Origin of the sequence: Streptomyces sp. NPDC057136, assembly GCF_042670885.1 — a bacterium.
In the GTDB taxonomy this organism is placed as follows: Bacteria; Actinomycetota; Actinomycetes; order Streptomycetales; family Streptomycetaceae; genus Streptomyces.
On the sequence record NZ_JBHUUV010000057.1, the window covers coordinates 1 to 26,230 of the forward strand.

General features: G+C 69.6%; 20 protein-coding genes. 7 read left to right on the forward strand and 13 right to left on the reverse strand.

Going from position 1 to position 26,230, the window contains the following annotated elements; translation table 11 throughout:
- Positions 1–264: 264 nt before the first annotated feature.
- The 3 genes from ACFT7S_RS36145 to thyX all read right to left on the reverse strand — a co-directional run bounded on the left by ACFT7S_RS36145 (position 265) and on the right by thyX (position 3,871).
- A complete protein-coding gene (locus ACFT7S_RS36145) occupies positions 265–1,950 on the reverse strand; it encodes a ribonuclease J (protein ID WP_382739949.1) in 1,686 nt (561 codons plus the stop codon).
- Positions 1,951–2,080: 130 nt separating this feature from the next.
- Positions 2,081–2,980, reverse strand: coding sequence for a 4-hydroxy-tetrahydrodipicolinate synthase (gene dapA, locus ACFT7S_RS36150; protein WP_382739952.1), 900 nt, complete (start codon positions 2,978–2,980; stop codon positions 2,081–2,083).
- Between the two features lie 153 nt (positions 2,981–3,133).
- Positions 3,134–3,871, reverse strand: a complete 738-nt coding sequence (gene thyX / locus ACFT7S_RS36155; RefSeq protein WP_382739955.1) for an FAD-dependent thymidylate synthase — start codon at positions 3,869–3,871, stop codon at positions 3,134–3,136.
- Between the two features lie 187 nt (positions 3,872–4,058).
- Between thyX and ACFT7S_RS36160 the strand changes: the two genes are divergently transcribed.
- Entirely contained in the window at positions 4,059–4,298 is a 240-nt protein-coding gene (locus tag ACFT7S_RS36160; protein WP_382739957.1) for a hypothetical protein, read from the forward strand.
- 94 nt (positions 4,299–4,392) lie between these two features.
- On the forward strand, positions 4,393–4,944 hold the full coding sequence (locus ACFT7S_RS36165) for a hypothetical protein (protein WP_382739960.1): 552 nt from the start codon (positions 4,393–4,395) through the stop codon (positions 4,942–4,944).
- Positions 4,945–5,013: 69 nt separating this feature from the next.
- Here ACFT7S_RS36165 and ACFT7S_RS36170 read toward each other — a convergent pair whose 3' ends face one another.
- The 6 genes from ACFT7S_RS36170 to eccD all read right to left on the reverse strand — a co-directional run bounded on the left by ACFT7S_RS36170 (position 5,014) and on the right by eccD (position 12,105).
- Positions 5,014–5,502, reverse strand: a complete 489-nt coding sequence (locus ACFT7S_RS36170) for a hypothetical protein (RefSeq protein ID WP_382739963.1) — start codon at positions 5,500–5,502, stop codon at positions 5,014–5,016.
- Positions 5,503–5,516: 14 nt separating this feature from the next.
- A complete protein-coding gene (dapB, locus tag ACFT7S_RS36175; protein ID WP_382739965.1) occupies positions 5,517–6,269 on the reverse strand; it encodes a 4-hydroxy-tetrahydrodipicolinate reductase in 753 nt (250 codons plus the stop codon).
- A gap of 25 nt (positions 6,270–6,294) precedes the next feature.
- Positions 6,295–7,674, reverse strand: a complete 1,380-nt coding sequence (locus tag ACFT7S_RS36180; RefSeq protein ID WP_382739968.1) for a M16 family metallopeptidase — start codon at positions 7,672–7,674, stop codon at positions 6,295–6,297.
- Positions 7,671–9,884, reverse strand: coding sequence for a polyribonucleotide nucleotidyltransferase (locus ACFT7S_RS36185; RefSeq protein WP_382739970.1), 2,214 nt, complete (start codon positions 9,882–9,884; stop codon positions 7,671–7,673). Before ACFT7S_RS36185 ends, ACFT7S_RS36180 begins: the two co-directional genes overlap by 4 nt.
- A 271-nt stretch (positions 9,885–10,155) precedes the next feature.
- Positions 10,156–10,446, reverse strand: a complete 291-nt coding sequence (gene rpsO / locus ACFT7S_RS36190; protein ID WP_185298166.1) for a 30S ribosomal protein S15 — start codon at positions 10,444–10,446, stop codon at positions 10,156–10,158.
- 177 nt (positions 10,447–10,623) lie between these two features.
- A complete protein-coding gene (gene eccD, locus ACFT7S_RS36195; protein ID WP_382739975.1) occupies positions 10,624–12,105 on the reverse strand; it encodes a type VII secretion integral membrane protein EccD in 1,482 nt (493 codons plus the stop codon).
- Between the two features lie 184 nt (positions 12,106–12,289).
- Here eccD and eccCa point away from each other — a divergent pair, with 184 nt between their 5' ends.
- Both eccCa and ACFT7S_RS36205 read left to right on the forward strand, forming a co-directional pair.
- Positions 12,290–16,252: a type VII secretion protein EccCa gene (gene eccCa / locus ACFT7S_RS36200; RefSeq protein ID WP_382739978.1), complete on the forward strand. Its 3,963-nt coding sequence runs from the start codon at positions 12,290–12,292 to the stop codon at positions 16,250–16,252.
- A 148-nt stretch (positions 16,253–16,400) separates the two neighbouring features.
- On the forward strand, positions 16,401–16,634 hold the full coding sequence (locus ACFT7S_RS36205; protein ID WP_382739981.1) for a DUF397 domain-containing protein: 234 nt from the start codon (positions 16,401–16,403) through the stop codon (positions 16,632–16,634).
- Between the two features lie 128 nt (positions 16,635–16,762).
- On the opposite strand, the gene ACFT7S_RS36210 is transcribed toward ACFT7S_RS36205, so the two are convergent.
- From ACFT7S_RS36210 to eccB, 4 genes are all read right to left on the reverse strand, one after another.
- A complete protein-coding gene (locus ACFT7S_RS36210) occupies positions 16,763–17,068 on the reverse strand; it encodes a WXG100 family type VII secretion target (RefSeq protein ID WP_382739984.1) in 306 nt (101 codons plus the stop codon).
- A gap of 52 nt (positions 17,069–17,120) precedes the next feature.
- Complete coding sequence (locus ACFT7S_RS36215; RefSeq protein ID WP_328906173.1) at positions 17,121–17,471, reverse strand: hypothetical protein; 351 nt, start codon at positions 17,469–17,471, stop codon at positions 17,121–17,123.
- A gap of 244 nt (positions 17,472–17,715) precedes the next feature.
- The gene (gene mycP, locus ACFT7S_RS36220; RefSeq protein WP_382739988.1) at positions 17,716–18,957 is read right to left on the reverse strand and encodes a type VII secretion-associated serine protease mycosin; all 1,242 of its coding nucleotides are present in this window, start codon (positions 18,955–18,957) and stop codon (positions 17,716–17,718) included.
- Positions 18,958–19,002: 45 nt separating this feature from the next.
- Positions 19,003–20,550, reverse strand: coding sequence for a type VII secretion protein EccB (eccB, locus tag ACFT7S_RS36225; RefSeq protein WP_382739990.1), 1,548 nt, complete (start codon positions 20,548–20,550; stop codon positions 19,003–19,005).
- A 226-nt stretch (positions 20,551–20,776) separates the two neighbouring features.
- On the opposite strand from eccB, the gene eccE reads away from it, so the two are divergent.
- The 3 genes from eccE to ACFT7S_RS36240 all read left to right on the forward strand — a co-directional run bounded on the left by eccE (position 20,777) and on the right by ACFT7S_RS36240 (position 26,110).
- Positions 20,777–22,126, forward strand: coding sequence for a type VII secretion protein EccE (gene eccE, locus ACFT7S_RS36230; protein ID WP_382740014.1), 1,350 nt, complete (start codon positions 20,777–20,779; stop codon positions 22,124–22,126).
- Complete coding sequence (locus ACFT7S_RS36235) at positions 22,126–22,848, forward strand: hypothetical protein (protein WP_382739993.1); 723 nt, start codon at positions 22,126–22,128, stop codon at positions 22,846–22,848. Before eccE ends, ACFT7S_RS36235 begins: the two co-directional genes overlap by 1 nt.
- Positions 22,849–23,167: 319 nt before the next feature.
- The gene (locus ACFT7S_RS36240) at positions 23,168–26,110 is read left to right on the forward strand and encodes an SCO5717 family growth-regulating ATPase (RefSeq protein ID WP_382739996.1); all 2,943 of its coding nucleotides are present in this window, start codon (positions 23,168–23,170) and stop codon (positions 26,108–26,110) included.
- The last annotated feature ends 120 nt before the right edge of the window (positions 26,111–26,230 follow it).

A 26,230-nucleotide genomic window follows, 5' to 3' on the forward strand; every position in this document is an offset into this window, starting at 1 on the left:
CTTTCCGGCGGTTCCAACCTTACCAGATTCATTTCGTTCCGTTTCCGGTCCGAATTTGATTCCGGCGGCCTGTTGGAGGGCCTTTGCCTTTCGGCGGAACCGACTTTATCAGAGATTCTGAGTCGGAATTCCCCGCCCCGTTCGAGTGCTCCCTGCGCACGAGTGCGCGCGGTGCTTCCCGGTCAGGCGGAGCCGTAAACGTACTGGAGCGGGGCGCCCCGATGCAAATCGAGGCGCCCCGCTCCGTGTTGGTGCTGGTCGGGGTCAGACCTCGACCACGACGGGAAGGATCATCGGGCGCCGACGGTAGGTGTCGGAGACCCACTTGCCCACCGTGCGACGGACCAGCTGCTGGAGCTGGTGCGGCTCCATGACGCCGTCCTGAGCGGACTTGTTGAGGGCGTCCTGCACCTTCGGGACGACGGCGCTGAACGCCGCGTCGTCGATGCCGGAGCCCCGGGCCTGGATGTGGGGGCCGCCCACGATCTTGCCGGAGGAGCTGTCGACGACGATGAAGACAGAAATGATGCCCTCGTCGCCGAGGATGCGGCGGTCCTTGAGGGAGGTCTCGGTGACATCGCCGACGGAGAGGCCGTCGACGTACACGTATCCCGCCTGGACCTTGCCGACGATCTTGGCCTTGCCGTCGATGAGGTCGACGACGACGCCGTCCTCGGCGATGACGATGTGGTCCTTGGGTACGCCGGTGAGAGCGCCCAGTTCGGCGTTGGCCCTGAGGTGGCGCCATTCGCCGTGGACCGGCATCAGGTTCTTCGGCTTGCAGATGTTGTAGAAGTACAGAAGCTCGCCGGCCGAGGCGTGGCCCGAGACGTGGACCTTGGCGTTGCCCTTGTGGACGACGTTGGCGCCCCAGCGGGTCAGGCCGTTGATCACGCGGTAGACCGCGTTCTCGTTGCCCGGGATGAGCGACGACGCCAGGATGACCGTGTCGCCCGGGACGATGCGGATCTGGTGGTCGCGGTTGGCCATGCGGGACAGGGCCGCCATCGGCTCGCCCTGGGAACCCGTGCAGACCAGCACGACCTCGTCGTCCGGCAGATCGTCGAGGGTCTTCACGTCCACGACGAGGCCCGCGGGGACCTTGAGGTAGCCGAGGTCACGGGCGATGCCCATGTTGCGGACCATCGAGCGGCCGACGAAGGCGACCCTGCGGCCGTACTCGTGGGCGGCGTCCAGGATCTGCTGGATGCGGTGCACGTGGCTGGCGAAGCTCGCCACGATGATCCGCTTCTGGGCGTTCGCGAAGACCGTGCGCAGAACATTGGAGATGTCGCGCTCGGGCGGTACGAAGCCGGGGACCTCGGCGTTCGTCGAGTCCGAGAGGAGAAGGTCGATCCCTTCCTCGCTCAGCCTCGCGAAGGCGTGCAGGTCGGTGAGCCGACCGTCCAGCGGGAGCTGGTCCATCTTGAAGTCGCCGGTGGCGACGACCAGACCGGCGGGGGTGCGGATGGCAACCGCGAGGGCGTCCGGGATGGAGTGGTTGACCGCGATGAACTCGCAGTCGAACACGCCGATGCGCTCGCGCTGGCCCTCGGTGACCTCAAGGGTGTACGGACGGATCCGGTGCTCCTGGAGCTTCGCCTCGATCAGCGCGAGGGTCAGCTTGGAGCCGATGAGCGGGATGTCCGCCTTCAGGCGCAGCAGATACGGGACACCACCGATGTGGTCCTCGTGTCCGTGCGTGAGGACGATGCCCTCGATGTCGTCCAGACGGTCCCGGAGGATGGTGAAGTCCGGCAGGATCAGGTCGATGCCCGGCTGCTCCTCCTCGGGGAAGAGGACGCCGCAGTCGACGATGAGCAGGCGGCCGCCGTACTCGAAGACCGTCATATTGCGGCCGATCTCCCCCAGGCCGCCGAGCGGGGTTACGCGCAGGCCGCCCTTCGGGAGCTTCGGCGGGGTACCGAGTTCGGGATGCGGATGACTCAAAAGACTCTCCTTACCACGCACGCCACGTACCGCTGAGGGCACGTGGCGCGCATGTCATTCGTGCACTTGCTGTTGTCTGGGATGGTGCTGTCGCGAGTGTTCCTCGCTTATTCAGTTGTGAAGTCCGTGGTTACAGCTGTACCCCACCGGCAGCCAGATCGATCTTGAGCTGCGCCGTCTCCTGGGTGGTGAGTTCCACCAGAGGGAGGCGCAGCGGACCGGCCGGCAGGCCCTGCAGGGTGAGCGCGGCCTTGGTGGTGATCACGCCCTGGGTGCGGAACATCCCGGTGAAGACCGGGAGCAGCTTCTGGTGGATCTCCGTGGCCTTCTGAACGTCGCCGCCGAGGTGGGCCTCGATGAGGGCCCGCAGGTCCGGGGTGACGACGTGGCCGACCACCGAGACGAAACCGATGGCGCCGACCGAGAGCAGCGGCAGGTTCAGCATGTCGTCGCCGGAGTACCAGGCGAGGCCGGACTGGGCGATGGCCCAGCTGGCGCGGCCGAGGTCTCCCTTGGCGTCCTTGTTGGCGACGATGCGGGGGTGCTCCGCGAGCCGTACGAGTGTCTCTGTGTCGATCGGCACACCGCTGCGGCCCGGAATGTCGTACAGCATCACGGGGAGGCCGGTGGCGTCGGCGATCGCGGTGAAGTGGCGCAGGAGACCTTCCTGCGGCGGCTTGTTGTAGTACGGCGTGACAGCGAGGAGGCCGTGGGCGCCGGCGCGCTCCGCGGTGCGGGCCAGCTCGATGCTGTGCCGGGTGTCGTTGGTACCGATGCCGGCGACGACGTGTGCCCGGTCTCCTACCGCTTCGAGCACAGCCCGTACGAGCTGGTCTTTCTCCGCGTCGCTGGTGGTCGGGGACTCACCCGTGGTGCCGTTGATGACCAGGCCGTCGTTGCCTGCGTCCACCAGATGGGCGGCGAGCCGCTGAGCGCCCTCGAGGTCGAGTGCGCCGTCCGCCGTGAAGGGCGTGACCATAGCGGTGAGGACCCGCCCGAAGGGGGTCTGCGGAGTGGAGATCGGAGCCATGGGTAACACGCTACTCGTTGCTCGGAGCGCCGTGTCCCCTCGGGGGGGACGAGGAAGTGGAGCCCGGCACTGCCTGCTCGGGGGTTCAGGCAGTGCCGGGTCCGTTTGATCAGCCTAGATGAACTTCACGAAACGCCGCAATACGGACACCGCCTACGGGGCGACCCGTCCATTCTTGTTGAAGGCCGCATGAGTGAGCGGCATGAGCTGCGCCCAGTGCGCTTCCATCTGCTCGCCGACCATCTCGATCTCGCGCTGGGGGAAGGACGGGACCTTCGCCAGCTCGTGCTGGGTGCGCAGGCCGAGGAAGTGCATCAGCGAGCGGGCGTTGCACGTGGCGTACATCGACGAGAACAGGCCGACGGGGAGCACCGCCCGGGCGACCTCGCGGGCCACTCCTGCGGCGAGCATCTCCTGGTACGCCTCGTACGCCTGGCGGTAGGAGTCCTCCATGGCGCGGCCGGTCAGCTCGTGCTGCGCCTGAGTGCCCTCGACGAACTCGTACTTGCCGGGGCGTCCCTGCTGAATGAGCTTGCGGGACTCGCCGGGAACGTAGAAGACCGGCTCCAGCTCCCTGTAGCGGCCCGATTCCTCGTTGTACGACCAGCCCACGCGGTGCCGCATGAACTCGCGGAACACGAAGATCGGGGCGCTGATGAAGAAGGTCATCGAGTTGTGCTCGAAGGGGCTGCCGTGGCGGTCCCGCATCAGGAAGTTGATGAGCCCCTTGGAGCGCTCAGGGTCCTTGGTGACCTCTTCCAGGGACTGCTCACCGGCCGTGGAAACACGGGCCGCGAAGAGCACGTCGGAGTCACCGGCGGCGTGTTTCACCAGGTCAACGGTGACATCGCTGCGGAAGCTGGGCTTTGTGGGCTCGGGGGTCTCGCTCACCGGCGGGGGTCCTTCCAATTGCGTCGCTCGGGCGGCGCCCACTCTACGGGGGTGCACTGACAACGACGGCCGGACGGCCCATACGGGGAAATCTTCGAATGATTCGGCGATTCGGGGCACCGATCGGGGCCGCCGTGCGTCTGACTCATTAGCAGTACCCGTCACATAGTTCAAGGAGAGCTTCCTCATGTTCCGCCGGCGTGAATCCGTCCCGTTCTCGTTCGTTGCCGAGGCCGACCGATTCCGCAGCAATGTCACTCCGCCGCCCCGTGAGCGGGCCAGCGTCTCGCAGCTGGCCGGCCGCTACCTCGTCGGGCTCGTCGTGGTTTCCGGTCTGGCTGGATCGCTTCTGTTCGGCCTTCCCGCCCTCGACAGCGGTCAGAGCCCGTCACACGGCCAGAATTCCGAGGCGGCTCGGGGTCGCTGACTCGTACGGACCCCCTGGGGTAGTCGGGTCGGTGGCGTCCTCGGTAGCCTCACCGGGCACAGCAATCGAGCGTGCTTGTGAGTGAGGATCAGTCGTGCCCCTGCCCTTTCTGACGGCCGACCGCGCATTTGACGCGGGCGCAGAGGACATCGCGCTGCCGTTCGACGACCACGACAGCTGGCGGCGGCCGTACCGACCGGGCCCGTGGCGGGTCGCGGCGGCGGCCACCCTGTTGTTGCTCGCCTCGTTCGTCCTGCTCGCGGGGCTGATCACCGCGGCGGCCGGAGGGCTTTCCGGTGCCACCCTGTGCCTCGTGCTCGCCGCCGTGGTGATCACCTGTGCCCTGCGGCTGCTGCGTGTCGGTGCGTGGGTCAGTCGGCACGGAGTGCGTCGGGTGGGGTTCTTCCGCACGACGACCGTGCGGTGGGAGCGGGCGGCGGCCGTGCGTACGGTTCAGCAGCCGGTGAGGTGGCTCGGGCTGCCGCGGACCGTGCAGGGGCAGGCGCTGATCGTGGTGCGTCAGGGGGGCGAGACGTTGCCGCCGCTGGTGACGGACCACAACGCGGATTTTCTGGCGCGGGGTGAGGCGTTTGAGCGGGCTACGGATGCGATTGAGGCTTGGGGCGACGAGTATCGGCGGGGCTAGGGCCTGTCCGGTTGACAGTTCGTCCTCAATCGCCGGACGGGCTTGAATTGGCTGGGCTCGCAGGTGACCTCACGCGTCCGACGGGCTTGAATTGGCCGGGCTTGATGTGGTTGGGCCTGAGGGTGTGCGGTGTAGGGCGATGGCTCGTTGCATGGCCTTGCGGGCTCTTGGGGTGTCTCTGGCGTCCTGGTAGGCGACTGCCAGGCGGAACCAGCAGCGCCAGTCGTCGGGGGTGTCTTCCGTTTCCTCGCGGCGGCGCGCGAATACGGCGTCCGCGGAGTCCCGGTCGATGCGGCCGGACGGGGTGCGGAGCAGTTCGTCGACCGGGAGGCCGCCCTGGGCTTCCAGTTCGGCGGCCAGGGTGTTGGCCCTGCGGACGAACTGCGTGTTCTTCCAGAGGAACCAGATACCGATCACCGGCAGGATCAGGACCGCGACGCCGAAGGTGATCGTCAGCAGGGTGCCGTGCCGTATGAGCAGGAGGCCACGGCTGCCGACCAGGACGAAATAGAAGACCAGGACGGCAGCGGTGACGGCGTAAGTGATCTTTGCGCGCATGGGTGGTGGCTCAGTCAGTTCAGGTCGAGGAAGTGTTCCAGGCCGAACGTGAGGCCGGGAGTGGTCACCACACGGCGCGTACCGAGCAGGATGCCCGGCATGAAGCTGCTGTGGTGCAGGGAGTCGTGGCGGATGGTGAGTGTCTCGCCCTCGCCGCCGAGGAGAACCTCCTGGTGGGCCAGGAGGCCCTGGAGCCGGATGGAGTGGACCGGGACACCGTCGACGTTCGCGCCGCGGGCGCCGTCCAGGGCCGTGGTCGTGCCATCCGGCTGAGGTGCCATGCCGGCCTTCTCGCGGGCCGCCCCGATGAGCTGGGCGGTGCGGGTGGCCGTCCCGGAAGGTGCGTCGACCTTGTGGGGGTGGTGCAGCTCGATGACCTCGACGGATTCGAAGTAGCGGGCCGCCTGCTCCGCGAACTTCATCGTGAGGACCGCGCCGATGGAGAAGTTCGGCGCGATGAGCACCCCGGTCTCGGGCGAGCCGTCGAGCCAGGTGGTGAGCTGCGCGAGCCGTTCGTCGGTCCAGCCGGTCGTACCGACGACCGCGTGGATGCCGTGCCGGATGCAGAAGTCGAGGTTGCCCATCACCGATGCGGGGGTGGTGAGCTCGACGACCGCCTGGGCGCCGGTGTCCGCGAGGGTCTCCAGCTTGTCGCCGCGGCCCAGTGCGGCCACCAGCTCCATGTCGTCGGCGGCCTCGACGGCTCGTACCGCCTCGGAACCGATCCGTCCCTTGGCGCCGAGAACGGCCACGCGCAGCTTGCTCATGTGCTCTGCTTCCTTACGAGGAGGGTTAGGAGACCGCTTCTTGCAGGCGGTCGGCCTGCTTGTCCTTGAGCGGGCCGATGACGGAGAGCGAAGGACGGTGGCCCAGGACCTCGGCCGCCACCGCGCGGACGTCGTCCGGCGTGACCTCCGCGATCCGCGCCAGCATGTCGTCGACCGACATCTGCTCGCCCCAGCACAGCTCACTCTTGCCGATGCGGTTCATCAACGCGCCGGTGTCCTCCAGGCCGAGGACGGTGGAACCGGAGAGCTGACCGATGGCACGGCTGATCTCCTCGTCGTCGAGCCCGTCGGTCGCGACGCGGTCGAGCTCGTCGCGGCAGATCTTCAGGACGTCGTGGACCTGGCTGGGCCGGCAGCCCGCGTACACGCCGAAGAGTCCGCAGTCGGCGAAGCCCGAGCTGTACGAGTACACGCTGTAGGCGAGGCCGCGCTTCTCACGTACCTCCTGGAAGAGGCGCGAGGACATGCCTCCGCCGAGCGCCGTGTTGAGGACGCCGAGCGCCCAGCGGCGTTCGTCGGTGCGGGCCAGGCCCGGCATGCCGAGGACTACATGGGCCTGCTCCGTCTTGCGGTTCAGGAGCTCCACACGGCCCGCGGTGCGCAGGGTGCGGGAGCCCTCGCGCGGCGTCATCGGGACGGCGTCGGTACGGGACAGGGCGCCGGCGCGCTCGAAGGCCTTGCGGACCTGGCGTACGACCGTGGCGTGGTCGACGTTGCCCGCGGCGGCGACGACGAGGTGCGTGGGGTCGTAGTGCTTCTTGTAGAAACGGGCGATCTGGCCGCGGCTCAGTCCGTTGACCGTGTCGACGGTGCCGAGGACGGGACGGCCGAGGGGGGTGTCTCCGAGCATCGTGTGCGCGAACAGGTCGTGCACGCAGTCGCCCGGGTCGTCCTCGGTCATCGCGATCTCTTCGAGGATGACGCCGCGCTCGGCGTCGACGTCCTCGGCGGCGATCAGCGAGCCGGTCAGCATGTCGCAGACGACATCGATGGCCAGCGGCAGGTCCGTGTCGAGGACCCGCGCGTAGTAGCAGGTGTACTCCTTCGCCGTGAAGGCGTTCATCTCGCCGCCGACCGCGTCGATCGCGGACGAGATGTCGAGGGCACTGCGCTTGGCGGTGCCCTTGAAGAGCAGGTGTTCGAGGTAGTGGGTCGCGCCGTTCAGCCCGGGCGTCTCGTCGCGTGATCCGACGTTCGCCCAGATACCGAAGGTGGCGGAGCGTACGGAGGGCAGGGTCTCGGTGACGATCCGGAGACCGCCGGGGAGGACCGTACGGCGGACTGTGCCGATGCCGTTGGCGCCCTTGAGAAGCGTTTGGGTACGGGCGACGGCCCGCGCCTCCGAGGAGGTGCGGGCCGTCGTCACAGAACTACGGGACGTCACTTGTCGGTGTCGTCCTTCTCGTCGGCCTCTTCGCCCTCGATCACGGGGATGAGGGAGAGCTTGCCGCGGGAGTCGATCTCCGCGATCTCGACCTGGACCTTGGAGCCGACCGCGAGCACGTCCTCGACGTTCTCCACGCGCTTGCCACCGGCGAGCTTGCGGATCTGCGAGATGTGCAGCAGGCCGTCCTTGCCGGGCATGAGGGAGACGAAGGCACCGAAGGTGGTGGTCTTGACGACCGTACCCAGGTAACGCTCGCCGACCTCCGGCATGGTCGGGTTGGCGATCGCGTTGATCGTGGCGCGCGCGGCCTCGGCCTGCGAGCCCTGCTGGGCACCGATGTAGATGGTGCCGTCGTCCTCGATCGTGATGTCGGCGCCGGTGTCCTCCTGGATCTGGTTGATCATCTTGCCCTTGGGGCCGATGACCTCACCGATCTTGTCCACCGGGATCTTGACCGTGATGATCCGCGGGGCGTTCGGGGACATCTCGTCCGGAACGTCGATGGCCTCGTTCATGACGTCCAGGATGTGCAGACGCGCGTCACGGGCCTGCTTCAGCGCGGCGGCCAGGACCGAGGCGGGGATGCCGTCGAGCTTGGTGTCGAGCTGGAGCGCGGTCACGAACTGCTTCGTACCGGCGACCTTGAAGTCCATGTCGCCGAACGCGTCCTCCGCACCGAGGATGTCGGTGAGGGCGACGTAGTGCGTCTTGCCGTCGATCTCCTCGGAGATCAGACCCATGGCGATACCGGCGACGGCGGCCTTGAGGGGCACACCGGCGTTCAGCAGGGACATGGTGGAGGCGCAGACCGAGCCCATGGACGTCGAGCCGTTGGAGCCCAGCGCCTCGGAGACCTGGCGGATCGCGTAGGGGAAGTCCTCGCGCGACGGCAGCACCGGCACGATGGCGCGCTCGGCGAGCGCACCGTGGCCGATCTCGCGGCGCTTGGGCGAGCCCACGCGGCCGGTCTCACCGACGGAGTACGGCGGGAAGTTGTAGTTGTGCATGTAGCGCTTGCGGGTCACCGGGGAAAGGGTGTCCAGCTGCTGCTCCATCCGGAGCATGTTGAGGGTGGTGACGCCCAGGATCTGGGTCTCGCCACGCTCGAACAGCGCCGAGCCGTGCACGCGCGGGATGGCCTCGACCTCGGCGGCCAGCGTACGGATGTCCGTGACGCCGCGGCCGTCGATGCGGACCTTGTCCTTGATGACGCGCTCGCGGACCAGCTTCTTGGTCAGCGCGCGGTAGGCACCGGAGATTTCCTTCTCGCGGCCCTCGAAGGCCGGGAGAAGCTTCTCGCCGGCGATCTCCTTGATGCGGTCCAGCTCCGCCTCGCGCTCCTGCTTGCCGGCGATGGTGAGCGCCTTGGCGAGCTCGGTGCGGACGGCGGCGCTGAGCGCCTCCAGGACGTCGTCCTGGTAGTCGAGGAAGACCGGGAACTCGCCGGTGGGCTTGGCAGCCTTGGCGGCGAGGTCGGACTGGGCCTTGCAGAGCGCCTTGATGAAGGGCTTCGCGGCCTCGAGACCGGCGGCGACGACCTCTTCGGTCGGGGCCTCGGCACCGTCCTGGACGAGCTGGATGGTCTTCTCGGTGGCCTCGGCCTCGACCATCATGATCGCGACGTCGCCGTCCTCCAGGACGCGGCCCGCGACGACCATGTCGAAGACGGCGTCCTCGAGCTCGGTGTGCGTCGGGAACGCGACCCACTGGCCCTTGATCAGCGCGACACGGGTGCCGCCGATCGGGCCGGAGAAGGGCAGGCCGGCCAGCATCGTGGAGCAGGACGCGGCGTTGATCGCGACCACGTCGTACAGGTGGTCGGGGTTGAGCGCCATGATCGTCTCGACGATCTGGATCTCGTTGCGCAGGCCCTTCTTGAAGGAGGGGCGCAGCGGGCGGTCGATCAGGCGGCAGGTGAGGATCGCGTCCTCGGAGGGCCGGCCCTCACGGCGGAAGAACGAGCCGGGGATCTTGCCGGCCGCGTACTGCCGCTCCTCGACGTCCACCGTGAGGGGGAAGAAGTCGAGCTGGTCCTTGGGCCTCTTGGAGGCGGTGGTGGCCGACAGCACCATGGTGTCGTCGTCCAGGTACGCCACGGCGGAACCGGCGGCCTGCTTGGCGAGGCGGCCCGTCTCGAAGCGGATGGTGCGGTTGCCGAAGGTTCCGTTGTCGATAACGGCCTCGGCGTAGTGGGTCTCGTTCTCCACTAGTGATTTCTCCATACTCGTCGTCTTTCGTCCTTCCGCCCGTGTGGCGGGGGGACGGTACGGAGAAGCGCTCCTTGAATGCGGGCCGGTCTTCGATCGAAGCACCCGGGCGTTGTCCCGGGGGCCACTACCGAGGACCGGCGGAGGCTGGAGGGCGCTCCTCCTCGTTCTGGTGTTGTACGTCCAGGTTACTGAGCTTGACCCCGGTCCCGCACGTACAGCAAAGGGAGCGGCCCCCTAGAAGGGGGAACCGCTCCCTCTCACAGCGTCCTTACTTGGCGCCGCCGGCCGCACCGCGGCGGATGCCGAGGCGGTCGACGAGCGCACGGAAGCGCTGGATGTCCTTCTTGGCGAGGTACTGCAGAAGGCGGCGGCGCTGGCCGACCAGGATCAGCAGACCACGACGGGAGTGGTGGTCGTGCTTGTGAAGCTTGAGGTGCTCGGTCAGGTCCGAGATCCGGCGGGAGAGCATGGCAACCTGAACCTCGGGGGAACCGGTGTCGCCCTCCTTCTGCGCGAACTCGGTCATGATCTGCTTCTTCGTAACGGCGTCGAGCGGCACGCGGTACTCCTCTAGGTATTCGAAGCGCCCACGAGTGCCCCTGGTCTTGTTCTCAGGGGAGCTTGTGTGACTCGGGAGCGAAGGTCCGATGAGCGCAGCCCCCAGAACGAACCGGGAACGCGTACACAAACGGCCACCAGTCAGAGTACCAGCCGTTCCGGCACGCTCAGGACGGCCCTAGCTCGTCATGGCGCGGGCCCTGCTGAAGATGTCCAGGACGGCAAGGCAGAGCGGGACGAGCGAGAGGAGCAGGGCGCTCTCGGTGAGGTCGAGGAGACGGCCCCAGAAGGGCGAGAGGCCCTTGCGCGGGATGATCAGGCCGATCGCGGTGAGCAGGGCCGCGCCCGCCGCCACTGCCGCGGAGAGCCAGATCGTACGGATGTCGAGGGAGCCCCTGTCGCCGTACCGGGCGAGGTCGTACAGCAGGTCGGTCGGCGGGTTCAGGGAGAGGCCGAGGACCAGCAGGGCGATCGCGCCGATGCCCGCGACGAGGACGCACGCCACCTGCGAGGTGTAGCGGAAGAGGCGGGCGCGCAGCAGCATCGCGAGGCCGGCGGCGAGGGCGAGGATCTGGCCCCAGATGTTGTCGCTGAAGCCGAGCACCGCGGCTGATCCGACGGCGACGGCCGCGCAGCCGCCGACCAGGCCGAGGAGCATCTCGTGGCCACGGCGGGCCTGGGCCGCGATGCGCTCGGCGTCGACGGGTTCGCCGTCGGCCTCGGGGCCGCTGTTCGCGTCGCCGAAGCTGTCGTCGTAGCCGGCCGGCGCGGTGCGCGGGGAGGCGTATCCGATGGGCAGCCGGGCGAAGCGGGCGGAGAGACCGGGCAGGAAGGCCACGAGGCCGAGGGCCACCGGGGCGCAGACGGCCGCGGTCTGCGTGGCGGATGCCTCGGTGAGGATCGCCACGAAGGTGGCGAGGGTGCCGACGGTGGCGAGGAAGGTGGCCGCGACGAACGGCGCGTCTCCGCTGGGTGTCAGGGCGACCAGAGCGACCGATGCCACCAGGACGGCGACGCAGCCGAGCAGGAACTGCAGGCGGCCGGGGCCCTGGGCGGCGTCCGGTCCGATGATGCCGGAGCCGGCGATGAGGACGAGCGGGAGTGCGCCGAGGCCGAGCGCGACGGCGGTGGCACGGTCCGCGTAGACCCGGGCGCGTACGCCGGCGAAGGCGGTCAGCAGCAGGCCCGCGGAGCCGGCGATGATGCCGGGCAGGCTGTGCATGTCGTGGCGCAGGGGGTCCGCGAACCAGAGCACGAAGCCCATGAGTACGAGGAGGAGGACGCCGCCGACCAGCCCGGCGCCGCGCAGCAGTTCGTCGCTCCACAGATGGCGGTCGCGGGTGACGGCCGAGGCGACGGCGTCCGAGACGTCGTCGAAGACGGCGGGCGGCAGCGACTGGGCGAAGGGGCGGAGGCTGAGGAGTTCGCCGTCGAGAACCTGCTGGGCGGCGAGGGTGCGGGCGCCGTCGAGGACGGTGCCGTCGCGGCGTACGAGGTGATAGCCGGTGGGCGTTCCGGCCGCCTGGGTCTGGCCGGTGAGGCGCAGGATCTCCGGGTAGACGTCGGCGACGGCGATGTCTTCCGGAAGGGCGACATCGATCCGGCTGTCGGGCGCCACGACAGTGACGCGGCAGAAACCCGTCGCTGCGGTCGTACTCACGTGTCTGGTCCCCCTGATTCGCGGTTGCGCACAGTGCGCGCGCCACCCTACCGGGAGGGGGGCGGGTGATCTGCAAGTAGGATCACCGTCGCGCGGAGGGAAGTCCGCGCAAACGCAGCCACGGGGGCGTCGGCGCGGACCAGACCGGCCTTCCGCCCGTCCGTATTGAGGGATTGATGTTCCGGTGAGCCAGATCGTCGTGAAACGACCTCCGCGGTCTCTGCCGCCGGAAGTACCTGCGGACGAGTTGACGTTGGAGGCCCCTCCCGAACTGCCGCGCGGGCAGCAGGAGGGCATGCTGATGCAGATCCTGCCGGTGCTCGGCATGGGTTCGTCGGTGGTGTTCTTCTTCTCGCCGCAGGCGCCGCCGTTCATGCGGATCATGGGCGTCCTGATGCTCGTGTCGACCGTCGGAATGGTGGTCGCCCAGCTGGTCCGCCACCGTCGCGGTACGCAGGGGCAAATGGCGGATGTGCGGCGCGACTACCTCAAATACCTTGCGCAGACCCGGCGTACGGTCCGCAGGACCGCCCGGTCGCAGCGTGACGTACAGCTGTATCTGCACCCCGCTCCGGAGCAGTTGTGGTCGGTGGTCGCGGAGGGCAGCAGGGTCTGGGAACGGCGCGTGGGCGACAAGGACTTCGCCCATGTACGGGTCGGGCTCGGCGCTCAGCAGCTGGCGACCCCGCTGATCGCCCCCGAGACCGCTCCGGTGGACGAGCTGGAGCCGATGTGCGCGGGCGCGATGCAGCAGTTCCTCGCGGTGCACGCGTCGTTGGACGGGCTGCCGATGGCCGTCTCGATGCGTGCCTTCTATCACGTGACGGTCTCCGGGCAGCCGGAGGCGGCGCAGTCCACGGCCCGGTCGCTGGTGGCGCAGTTGGTGACGCTGCAGTCCCCCGAGGATCTGCTGGTCGCCGTGGTGGCGGCCCCGGGTGCCGTGGCGCGCTGGGACTGGACGAAGTGGCTGCCGCACACGCAGGTGCCCGGGCAGGTCGACGGGGCCGGTACCAAGCGGCTGTTCGGCGACGATCTGGGTGAGCTGGAGCAGTTGCTGGCGAGCCGTCTCGAAGGGCGGCCGCGGTTCGGCCGGGAGAGCCAGCCGGTGCTGGACCAGCCGCACATCGTGGTGGTCCTGGACGGTGGGATGGTGCCGCCCGACTCGCTGTTCGCGGCGGCCGAGGGCCTTCAGGGTGTGACGATCGTCGAGGTGGTGCCGGGCGATCTCGACGAGCCGCGCGGTGGTCTGTCCGTCGTGGTGCGGCCGGGTCAGCTGCGGCTGGAGTCCGGTGCCGGACTCGCGTACGAGGGTGTGCCGGACGGGATCTCGCTGCCGGCCGCGGAGGCACTGGCCCGGCAGCTCGCGCCGCTCATGATGGGCGGGGGCGACGACGACGAACCGCTGCTCGCCAACCTGGACTTCACGGATCTGCTGAACCTGGGCGACGCCGCCTCGGTCGATGTGGCGCGCACCTGGCGGCCCCGGTCGGTCTCGGAGCGGCTCCGGGTGCCGATCGGTGTGGGCGAGGACGGCCAGCCGGTGATGCTGGACCTCAAGGAGGCCGCGCAGGAGGGCATGGGCCCGCACGGACTGTGTGTCGGCGCGACGGGTTCCGGTAAGTCGGAGCTGCTGCGGACGCTGGTGCTGGGTCTCGCGGTCACGCACTCCTCGGAGACGCTCAACTTCGTACTCGCCGACTTCAAGGGCGGTGCGACGTTCGCCGGAATGTCGCACATGCCGCATGTGGCCGCGGTCATCACCAACCTCTCGGACGACCTGACGCTGGTCGACCGCATGGGTGACGCGATCCGTGGTGAGCTGCAGCGGCGTCAGGAGCTGCTGCGTTCGGCCGGCAACTACGCCAACATCCACGACTACGAGAAGGCGCGGGCCGCCGGCGCCGCACTCGAACCGCTGGCCTCGCTGGTCCTTGTCATCGACGAGTTCTCCGAACTCCTCACGGCCAAGCCTGACTTCATCGACATGTTCATCCAGATCGGCCGGATCGGCCGCTCTCTGGGAGTGCATCTGCTGCTGGCCTCGCAGCGTCTGGAGGAGGGCAAGCTGCGCGGTCTGGACACCTATCTCTCGTACCGGATCGGTCTGCGGACCTTCTCGGCGGCGGAGTCGCGCACGGCGCTGGGTGTGCCGGACGCGTACCACCTGCCTTCGGTGCCCGGGTCCGGCTATCTGAAGTTCGGTACGGACGAGATGACCCGCTTCAAGGCGGCGTACGTATCGGGGGCGTACCGCACGGGCGGCCCCGATCTCTCGGTGGGGCAGCTGCCCGTCGAGCGGCGGCCCGCCGTGTTCAGTGCCACTCCGGTGCCCGTGGTGTACGCGGCTCCGGACCCGGCGCAGCTGGCGGCGGCGGCCCGGTCGGAGGCGGACGAGGACGCACTCGCCGACACGGTGCTCGACGTGATCGTGCGGCGTCTGGAGGGTCAGGGGGTGCCGGCCCACCAGGTGTGGCTGCCGCCGCTGGACCAGGCGCCGACGCTGGACCAGTTGCTGCCGGGTCTCGCGCCGACCGCGGACCGCGGGTTCACGGCGACCGAGTACACCCGGCCCGGTGGGCTGGCGGTCCCGCTCGGTCTGATCGACAAGCCCTTCGAGCAGCGGCGTGAGGTGCTGTACCGGGACTTCTCGGGTGCGGCGGGTCACATGATGGTCGTCGGCGGTCCGCAGTCCGGCAAGTCCACGATGATGCGGGCGCTGATCTCGTCGTTCGCGCTCACGCACACCCCGCACGAGGTGCAGTTCTACGGGCTGGACTTCGGTGGCGGCGGTCTCGTCTCGCTGGCGGAGCTGCCGCACGTCGGCGGGATGGCCTCGCGGCTCGACCCCGAGCGGGTGCGCCGTACGGTCGCCGAGGTGGCCGGGGTGCTCAACCGGCGCGAGGAGTTCTTCCGGGCGCACTCCATCGACTCCATCGCCACCTACCGGCGCAAGCGCGCCCGGGGCGAGCTGCCCGGTGAGGCGTGGGGCGATGTGTTCCTGGTCATCGACGGCTGGGGCGGCTTCCGCGCCGAGTACGAGATGCTGGAGCAGACCGTCACGGACATCGCCTCGCGCGGTCTCGGTTACGGCATCCACGTGGTCATCACCGCGGCCCGCTACATGGAGGTCAGGGCGGCGCTGAAGGACCAGATCCTGAGCCGGCTCGAACTGCGGCTCGGCGACGTCATGGACTCGGAGTTCGACCGCAAGGTCGCGGTGAACGTACCGCCGGGTGTCCCGGGCCGTGGGCAGGTGCCGGAGAAGCTGCACTTCATGGGTGCTCTGCCGCGTATCGACTCGGTCAGCAGCGGGGCGGATCTCTCCGAGGGCACGGCCGCGTTCGTCGCCGCGGTGCGGGCGAACTGGTCGGGTCCCTCGGCGCCGGCCGTGCGGCTGCTGCCGCGCAAGCTGCCCGCGGACCAGCTGCCGAAGGGCTTCGAATTCCCCGAGCGGGGCATCGCGATCGGTATCGACGAGACCGCGCTGGAGCCGGTGTTCGTCGACTTCGAGACGGACCCGTTCTTCCTGATCTTCGGTGAGAGCGAGTCCGGCAAGACGAACCTGTTGCGGCTGATCGCCAAGCAGATCGCGGAACGCTACTCCCCCGACGAGGCGAAGCTCGTCGTCGGCGACTACCGGCGGGCGCTGCTCGGTGCGCTGCCGGAGTCCCATCTGCTGGAGTACGCGCCGATGGCGAGCTCCATGCAGATGCACATGGAGGCGCTGGCGGGGGTGTTCGCCCGCCGGCAGCCCCCGACGGATGTGACTCCGCAGCAGCTGCGGGACCGCAGCTGGTGGAGCGGTCCGCAGATCTTCATCATCGTCGACGACTACGACCTGGTGGCGACGAACGCGGGCAATCCGCTGGCTCCGCTGGCGGAGTATCTGCCGTTCGCCCGGGACACCGGCGTCCGCTTCATCATCGCGCGCAACTCGGCGGGGGCGTCGAGGTCGATGTACGAGGGGTTCATGCAGCGCATCAAGGAACTGGGTGCGCAGGGCGTCGTACTGTCCGGCGATCCGTCCGAGGGCGATCTGATCGGTTCGGTACGCGGGCACGCGATGCCGCCGGGGCGCGGTTACTTCGCCTCACGCAGGCGCGGGACTCCGCTGGTGCAGATCGGGCGGCTGCCCGAGCAGCACTGAGGACCGGGCTTCGGGGGACCGGGCTTCGGAGTGACATTCCGGTCCGGCCCCCGATGACGGGGCGGACCGGGGATAATCGGCGCGCGGGACATGTACTTGGATCCACCGGCGAAGGATGCGATCCCTCGCGGGAGAGGAAAGGCGTCTGATGGGCAGTCAGCAGGAGAAGGACGAGCTGTACGCACTGGACATCTCGGGGGTGGAGTGGCTGGGCGCCCCGGGCACCGAGGAGGCCGAGGAGCGCGTCGAGATCGCTCATCTGCCGGGCGGGGCCGTGGCGATGCGGTCCTCGCTGGACCCGGAGACCGTGCTGCGGTACACCGAGGCCGAGTGGCGCGCCTTCGTACTGGGCGCGCGTGACGGCGAGTTCGACCTGAAGTAGGGCGGTTCCCGTTCCCCGCGACGGGAAGCGAAGAGGGGCGTGCTCCGCCGAGCGCGCCCCTCTTGCGTGTGTACGAACAGCTGTGTACAAACAGCTGAGTCCGGACAGCGTGTGTCCGAACGGGTGGGTCAGTACGACTCGGTGAACAGGCGCGAGGCCTTGACGTCCGTGGAGCGGTAGCTGTCCTTGCCGGTCTCGATGATCTTCGCGACCTGCTCCAGCCGGTCCTTCATGTGGTCGGCCTTGCCCTTGTACTTGCCCTGCAGCGTGATGTACTCCGCGTGGGCGTCACCGTCCCAGGTGTCGGTGACGACCTTGAGGGCGGCGTCCATCTCCGCGAGGTCCTTGATGATGTTGCGCGACACCACACGGATGCGGTTCGCCATCTCCTGGACGCTCTCGTACCTGACCTTGGTGTTCGGGTCCCCAGCCATCAGTCTTCTCCTCTGTGCTCAGCGTGTACGTGGAAGGGTGCTGCGGCGCGGTTCAGACGCCGTTGAGCCCGGACGTGTTGCCCGAGGACGCCGGCGCCTTCACGGCGTTGAAGGCCGCACGGACCTCGTCGTCGTTGGCGTTGCTGAGGTTCTTGGTCTGGCTCACGGCGTTGAGGAGCACATTGAGCAGCCGGCGGATCTCGTCGTGGTCCTCGTTGATCACGATCTGCGCGGACGAGAATCCCGAGGCGCCCACACCTGTCCAGCCCGCGCTCACCGTCGCGAGGATGTCGGCCAGCTCCCTGGCCTGCTTGGACACCGCCTCAGCGGTGTCGATGATCTTGTTCTTCGCCTGGACGATCGGATCGTCGGCAAGTCCGAAACCACCTGCGGGGTTGGTCATCCGGAGGTCCTATCTCTCAGTTCCCGGGCCTGCCCGCAGGTCGCGGTCAGGCTTCTTGCTGCCCCCGTGTGCTCCGGATACGGAGTGGGGTGAGCGCGGGGTCCTCGGAGCGCGCGGCGGCGTTCCCATCCGCCTGCGTCGGACTCGGCCACTTCTCGTTCCCCCGTCACACACGTGAAGTCTGCTACCACCCTAGTCACTTCATCATCTCGTCCCAACTGGGGTTTCCCGGGAGAGAGGTACTTCACTGGGCAGCGCTCTCCCGCAAACCGCGCCGCCGCCGGACATCACGGACGACGGTCGCGGTCCCGGCGACGACGGAGACCAGCACGCCCGCCAGGGCCAGCGCGTAGGTGGCATAGCGCTCGCTGCGCTCCTGCGACGTCTCGGACATCGCCAGATGCGCGGGCTCCGGGGCCTCTGCCCTGGGCGGCGGGGTGTCGGGGTGCGCCGCGTCCAGGGGTACGTCGTCCTTGTCGCCGGCCAGGGCGCGGACCGGGTCGACGACGCCCCAGCCGACGAAGTCGTCGTGGCCGGTGATGGACCGCTCGGCGGTCTGCTCGATGCGGGCGACGATCTGGGCGGCCGTCCAGGTGGGGTACTTGGCCTTGAGGAGGACGGCGACCCCGGCGACGTACGGCGCGGAGAAGCTGGTGCCGTTGTCGGCGCACTGGCCGTTGCCGGGGACGGTGGAGACGATGTCGACGCCCGGGGCGGCGACGCCGACGAATGCTCCGGCTTGCGAGAACGCCGCGCGTTCGTTGTTGCGGTCGGAGGCGGCGACGGCGAGTACGCCGTCGAAGGCCGCCGGATACGTCGTCTTCCGTTTGCCGTCCATGCCGTCGTTGCCCGCGGACGCGACGACGACGATGTCCTTGGCGAGCGCCCTGGCCACGGCTCTGCCGAGGGCGGAGGTGGCGGCGAGCGGCTTGGTGGTGTCCTGCGAGATGTTGATGACGTCGGCGCCCTTGGCGATCGCGTGGTCGATCGCGGTGGCCATCGTGGTGTCCTTGCCGCTGTTCTTCTCGTCGTTCTGCCGGATCGGGATGATCGTGGCCTCGGGGGCCAGTCCGACGAATCCGGTGCCCTTGCGGGGGCGGGCGGCGATGATGCCGGCGACCTTGGTGCCGTGACCGACCTCGTCGGCCGTGCCGTCGCCCTTGGCGCTGAGGAGATCACGGCCGGCGGAGGCGTCGACGGCCGTTCTGAGCTGCAGGTTGGCGTTGTCCACCCCGGTGTCGATGACCGCGACGCGGACGCCCTTGCCCTTGGAGTCCTGCCAGAGCTCGTCGAGCAGGACGCGCTGGAGCGACCAGGGCCTGCCCTCGAACTGCTTCTTCATCGGGAAGGTGCACTCACCACTGCCGTTGATCCCGAGGCCGCCCGGTTCTCCGGCTCCCGTGTCCGCGTACGCGGCCTGCGGCGCGGCGAGCGCGGCCAGTGCGGCCGTGGCCGCCGTCAGCAGCGCGGTCTTCCGGTACAACATCTGTTCCTCTCCCCCGAGTCCGTGATCCCACTGCGAACGAGGCGGTTACGAGCCCTGGGGCTGGCGGGCGCTGTTGGTGTCGAGCCGGGGGCCCTTGGACAGGAACTCCGACCACGCGATCGGTACGAGGGAGGGCACGACCTTCTCGTAGCCGAGCCGGATCTGTGCCTGGCTCGGCTCGGGGCGGCCGTCGCTCTGGCCCTGCTGTTCGCCGGTGCCGATGCCGGACCGCTGGGCGTCACTGTCGCCGTTCGCCTGGACGGCGTACCGCAGTCCGGTGTCGGTGACCAGGAAGAGCGAACCGTCGGGGCTGGTCTGCCGGCCCTGGACCTGGGTGTAGAGCAGGCCGCTGCCGGGGGTGACGTAGGTGCTGGTGCCACCGGCGCTGATCGCGGCCGGGTACTCCGTACCGGCCCAGACGCTCAGCGTCGTACGGCCCTTGTCGTCCACCTTGCGCAGCACGCTGCAGACGGTGTCCCTGCTGCCGCCGCCGGACGCCGAGTTGACCTGTTCGGCCTTGTGCGCGGGCCAGCGGGCTCCCTGGCCCCCGAAGGTCTCGCCGTCCGGGACGAAGTCCTGGAGTCCCACGGCGCGCGCCTCGCTGTCGAGGTTCAGGGGCGCGGTCTGCGGGGAGTTGATCAGCAGCCAGGCGGTGAACTCGGAGATCGGCTGGACCTTGCCTTCGAGGACCACGTAGTGCTGGGTGCCGTTGCCGGTCTCGGTCCTGAGCACCATGCCGACCTTGTTCTCCTCGGCGGAGAGCTGGCCCTGGATGTGCGCGGGTGCGCCGACCGTGCCGGGGATCTGCGGGAAGGCGACCGGGCTGCCGTCGTGCAGGGTGGCGAGCCAGTCGTCGGTGACGGACTGCGGCCGGCTGCTGCCGACCAGGGCGTTGGTCAGATGGCCGTTGTCGGTCGCGATCTCGTTGACGCGGTACTTGGTGCCGCTCGCGTCGACGAGGTAACGGGTTCTGTCCTGGCCCTGGACGTAGAGCACCTGGCCGCCGCTGAGCTGCTTCCTGCCCTCGGTCAGCTTCAGGTCGCGCTCGGCGAAGACGAACGCCGCCTTCTGTACGGTGTTGCCCTTGCCGCCGGGCTGCTCGCAGACCGCCCACCGCTTGGCGGTGCCCGCGTCCGTCGGCTCGGGGAGCCGGTCGGGGGCATAGGGGATGCCGAGGATCGGTCCCCGCGGGGGCTTGCCCGCGTCCAGGATGTCGTCGCCGACCTGAACCACGGCGAACTGCTGCGGGGTGAGCAGCAGTCGGGCCGATGCAAGGTTCAGTACGGGGTGGAGCAGCGTCTTCTTGTCCTTGCCCTTGCCCGTGCTGAGCACCACGTAACGGGTGGTGGAATTCTTGCCGACGATCACCTTGGTACCCGGCTTGTCCCAGTCCTTGGGAGCGGTCGGCTTGAACATGCCCCAGGCGCCGAATCCCGCGAGGATCAGCGCACCGACGATCAGGCTCGGGACGACGGCCCGCAAAGGACGGGGCGCCCCCTCCTCGGTCCCGGTGGGCGACGGTTGGAGGAATGCCGCCACCGTGCGCTTCTTCGCGAAGGTGTACGCGTTGAGCTCATCCCGCCGTGATGCCATGAGTCTGTCTGTCTCCCGTGTCTCCCCGCGCGGCCCAGGGGCGGACGCATCCCCGCCCCCTGTGCCGGACCCCGGATGCCGGACCCTGGTGCCGGACCGGCCCCCTACTATGCCTGCTGATCGTGGGTGCCCGTGGGCCGGGTAGGGTGATCCAGCCGCCGAAGCCCCGGCGGGGCAGGGGCGATCGGGTGGAGTTGGGCCTTATGAACGGGGGAATGCCGGAATGATGGCTTCCGCAACGCGGACACGTCCGCCCGGGAACACGCAGGCGTCCGGGACTCCCGGATCCAGCGGCCCACGGGCCTCCCGCCGCGGTTCACGCACTCCCTCCCCGGGCGCCTCCGGCGCCGGTGGAGCGGCCTCACCGCGACTGAACGGACGGGCCGGACAGTTCGGTTCGTTCCGATTGCAACAACTCGTACTGATCGAAATCGCGGCTGCACTGCTGGTCGCGGCCTGGGTCGTCGAACCGCTGCTGCTGGTTCCGGCCGGAGTGGCCGCCGCGATCCTGGTACTGCTGGCCGTCGTCCGCAGGCATCGCCGTTCGCTGCCGGAGTGGCTGAGCACGGTCTTCGCCCTGCGGGCCCGGAGCCGCCGCGCGGCCTCCCTCGTACTGCCCGCGGGTACGGAACCGGGGCTCGCGCCCGCCGTCGAGTGCGAGCCCGCCCTGCGCACGTACTCCTTCAGCGACCGCGACCGGCGCCCGGTCGGCATGATCGGCGACGGTACGTTCCTCACGGCGGTCGTCCAGGTCGAGTCGGACTCCACGGCACTGCGGCCGGACCGCTCGGCGCAGCCGCTGCCCCTCACTCTTGTACGTGATGTGCTCGACGTCGACGGAATCCGCCTGGAATCTGCACAGATCGTGCAGCACACCCAGCCGGCGCCCGCGCCGCACCTGCCGTCTCAGTCGGTCGCCGCACGGAACTACGCGCCGCTGCAGGCCCAGACGGGTTCGCCCGCGCTGCGGATCACCTGGATCGCGCTCAAGGTGGACCCGGAGCTCTGCCCGGAAGCGGTGCAGGCACGCGGCGGCGGCATCGTCGGGGCGCAGAAGTGCGCGGTACGGGCCGCCGACCAGCTGGCCAGCCGGCTGACCGGGGCCGGGTTCCGCGCGACGGTGCTGACCGAGCAGGAACTGACCTCTGCGATCGCGACGTCGGCCTGTGTCAGCCCGCTCGCGATGGCCCAGGCCAGCCGGTCGGAGACGCCGGGCCGGCGCACCGAGGAGACCCCGCGCACCTGGCGCTGCGACGACCGGCGCCATACGACGTACTGGGTCAGCCGCTGGCCGCAGCTGGGCGGCGGCGGGGCCTCGATGCCGCAGCTGGTCGCGCTGCTCACCTCGATTCCGGCGCTCGCCACGACGTTCAGTCTGACGCTGGGCCACGGCGACCGCTCGGAGGTCTCGGTCACCGGGCACATCCGGATCACCGGGCGCAGTGACGAGGAACTGGTCGCCGCGCGCCATGAGTTGGAGCGCACCGCGCGCGGCGTGAAGACGTCGCTGGTGCGACTGGACCGCGAGCAACTGCCCGGTGTGCTCGCCACGCTGCCGCTCGGGGGTACCCGCTGATGTCCACACCGTCGAGCACCCGGGCCCGCCTGGGCTTCGGGCTGATCGGGCCGCGCCGCAGCCGGCACGCGGTCTCCTTCGACGAGCTGGCGTCGCTGGCCCTGCCGGTCGGCGACGACGGCACGGTGATCGGCGTCGACGCCGAAGGGCGCCCCGCTGTACTGGGCATCAACCGGCCCACTCCGTACGAGGTCACGCTGATCGGCGGGCTGTGGACGGCGCAGGTACTGGCGCTGCGCGCCGCGGCCACGGGCGCCCGCATCGCCGTGGAGACCGGCCGGGCCGCCGCCTGGACGGGGCTGGCCCAGGCGGCGGGCGGCGGGCAGCCGTGCGTCTCGCTGCACGACGTGGGACGGGTGCCGCCGCAGGGCGCTTCGGCCGGTTCGCCGGTCGTCGTGGTGCGGGACTGCGGGATGCGACCGCCGCGCGGACGGGTGGTGGCGGGTCCCTGGCAGTCGGTGGTGACGCTGCTGCCGTATCTGAGCCCGGTGGCTCCGCGCCTGATGGAGAAGTCGGCGCTCGTCGGAATCCAGCGGGTCTCGCCGGACGAGGCCGCGCAGATCGGGCGCATCCTGCATCTGTCGTCCTCCGAGTCGCAGGCGCTGTCCACACTGGCCGATGGCGTCACCCTGTGGTGCGCGGACCGCGACCGGCAGTTCGTGATGACGCAGGCGACCGACGCCGAGACCGGATTGTTGGGCAGCGCGCGCCGGATGGACTGAGCGGCTCCGAGCGGCTCGATACGTACGGGAGGCTTCGCGTTCCGTACGCAGATATCCGATTTCGACCACTTCTGTCCTCACGCTCAGCCGCTCGGGGCTCACTTGGACGCAGTGTGTGACCAACTCGGACGCTTCTTGCGACCCGGTACGGCCTGCCGTAGTGAGCCCGATGGCGATTAGGGTGGGTGAGGGCGCGGCAAATGAAACCTGTGGACAGGTCATGCGCGTCGCAAGGGGGAGAGCCGGGCGGATCGGACAACGGGAACGGTCGCCCCCACCCACCACGGCACAAGGGTGCTCGACCACACCAGGAGGCAAAGTGAACGGCGATCGGGACGAGATCCGCGGGGGATGGAACACGCCCGTCGACGAGTCGTCCGACGCAGATCCCGCCGAGATGACGGGTGAGTTCACCATCGACTACACCCCTCCCGCCTGGTACACGCAGAACGCTGCGGGGGACTCGTCGGGCGGCGCCGGTTCGCATCTCGCGCCGCCTCCGCCGCCCAATGGGGCGCCGGTCTCCGTGCCGGGGCTGCCGGCGGGGGGCGGCTACGAGCCCAACTGGGCACCGTCGCGCGCCGAACCTGCTGCGGCTGCCGGGGCTGCGTCTGGAGCCGGTTCTGCGGACAGTGAGTCTTCGGCTGCGCCCGAGTCCGCTGCTCCGTCGGTGTCGTCGGCATCATCTGCGTCGTCCGCCTCGTCCGCCGAGCCTGTCGGTTTCGGTGCCGCGTCGGAGCCGTTCGGTGGTGGCGACGTGGAGAGCGGCTCGACCATGCGGTTCTCGCCCGCGGTCCTGAAGCGGGAGATCGCGGAACGGGAAGCGGCAGCCGGCGCCGAGGCAGCGATCTCGGGCTCGGACTCGCATTCGGGCTCGGACTCGGACTCGGACTCTTCGGATGGTCAGGCTTCCACGGCCCCCGACGTCACCCCGGTGACGGAGGAGACCGCCGACGCGTCGGAGGACGGGGCCACGGACGAGCCGGACGCTCCGGATGTCTCCGCGGAGGCCTCCGTCCCGGCTGTCGCGGATGTGACCGCCGACGCCCCGGGGGACGCCGAGCCCGCCGAAGCGGCTGTCGTACCGGCCGACGAGCCCTCGGACGCCCCTGCGGACGCGGCGCCCCAGGACGTATCGCCCGCCGAGGTGCCCCAGGTCGCCGCGCCGTCCCACGCACCGGCACCCTGGTCCCCCGCGCCGCCCGCGCAGGGCGCCCTGCCGCCGCTGCCGCCCGCCTTCCAGCCGGCCGCTCCGCAGCCCACCGCACCCCAGGCGGCGCCCCAGTGGCCCGCACCGGTACCCACGAACGAGGCACCCGGCGGCTACGGCTTCCCGCACGCGGCGCAGGCACCTCAGCAGCCGCAGGGACCGGCTCCGGCGGCGCAGCCCAACCTCCCGGCTCCCCAGGGCGGTTACGGATTCCCCCAGGCACCGCAGGCACAGGCACCGCAGGCACCGGCACCCCAAGCGCCTCAGCAGCCGCAGGCACCGCAGCAGCCCCAGCCCGGCCAGGGTGGCTACGGGTTCCCGCAGGCACAGGGCGGTTACGGATTCCCGCAGGCGCCTCAGGCACCTCAGGCTCTCGCGCCCCAGCAGCCGCACTTCCCGGCTCAGAGCGCACCGCTGCCTCCGCACAATCCGCACAATCCGCAGAACCCCCAGGCCCCCCAGCAGCCGGTCCAGGGGACGCCCAACCTGCCCGCCCCCATCGCCCCCACCCCGCCGCAGCAGCCCGAGCTCTACCAGGCTCCGCAGCAGCAGCCCCCTCAGCACCACCAGCAGCACCCCCAGCAGCAGGCACCGCAGGGACCCCCCGTGGACCCGCGCACCGGAAACGCCTGGCCGACCCCGGTCACCCATGACCAGCGCGAGCGCTCCGTACCGGGCGCACCGCTCGGGTACACGGCCGCCGTCGAGCTCTCGTCGGACCGCCTGGTCCGGGGCAAGCAGAAGGCCAAGAGCAGCCGCAACCCCTCCGCCGCCGCCCGCTTCAAGCTGGGCGGCAAGAAGGAGGAGGTCGAGCGGCAGCGCAAGCTGGACCTGATCCGCACGCCGGTGCTGTCCTGCTACCGGATCGCGGTCATCAGCCTCAAGGGCGGCGTCGGCAAGACCACGACGACGACCGCGCTCGGCTCGACGCTGGCCACCGAGCGGCAGGACAAGATTCTCGCCATCGACGCCAACCCGGACGCCGGCACGCTCGGCCGCCGGGTGCGCCGGGAGACCGGGGCCACGATCCGTGACCTGGTCCAGGCGATCCCGTACCTCAACTCGTACATGGACATCCGCCGCTTCACCTCGCAGGCGCCCTCCGGTCTGGAGATCATCGCCAACGACGTGGACCCGGCGGTCTCGACGACCTTCAACGACGAGGACTACCGGCGCGCGATCGAGGTGCTCGGCAAGCAGTACCCGATCATCCTGACGGACTCGGGTACGGGCCTGCTGTACAGCGCGATGCGCGGGGTGCTGGACCTCGCGGACCAGCTGATCATCATCTCGACGCCGTCGGTCGACGGTGCGTCGAGTGCGTCGACCACGCTGGACTGGCTGTCGGCCCACGGGTACGCGGACCTGGTGCAGCGTTCCATCACGGTCATCTCCGGGGTCCGTGAGACCGGCAAGATGATCAAGGTCGACGACATCGTGCAGCACTTCGAGACACGCTGCCGCGGCGTCGTCGTGGTGCCGTTCGACGAACACCTCTCCGCGGGTGCCGAGGTCGACCTCGACATGATGCGGCCGAAGACCCGCGAGGCGTACTTCAACCTCTCGGCCATGGTCGCCGAGGACTTCGCCCGCGCCCAGCAGCAGCAGGGGCTGTGGACCGCGGACGGCAACAGCCAGCCGCCGCAGTTCGCCCCGCCGATGCCCGGGCACCAGACGCCGGGTCAGCAGCCCTACGTACCGCAGCAGCAGCCGGGGCATCCGCAGGCCGGGCAGCCCTACCAGCCGTACCCGCCGCAGCAGCCGCAGCACCCCCAACCGCCGTATCCGCAGCAGCCGTACGGCGGACAGCAGCCTCCGCAGCAGCAGCCTCCCCAGCAGCCGTACCCGCCGCAGCCCGGTCCCGGTGCGCAGCAGAACGGCTGGCAGCAGTCGCTGCCCTCCCAGGCCCAGTCGGGTGCGAACCCGGCCGGAGCTCCACCGGCGCACCAGCAGTACGACGGCCGGTCAGGGGAATCGGAACTGCAGGGTCCGGTACCGCCGGCAGGGTGGCAGCAGCAGCCTCCGCAGCCCCCACCAGCCCCTCAGCAGTAGGGCAGTAGAGGTCTAAACCAATGAGGGCTCGCATCGTTCACTCGATGCGAGCCCTTCTTGCATTCCCGCAGCCCACACGCCGTTTGGCACACCGTTGACGCGGCTCGACCACCGCTGATA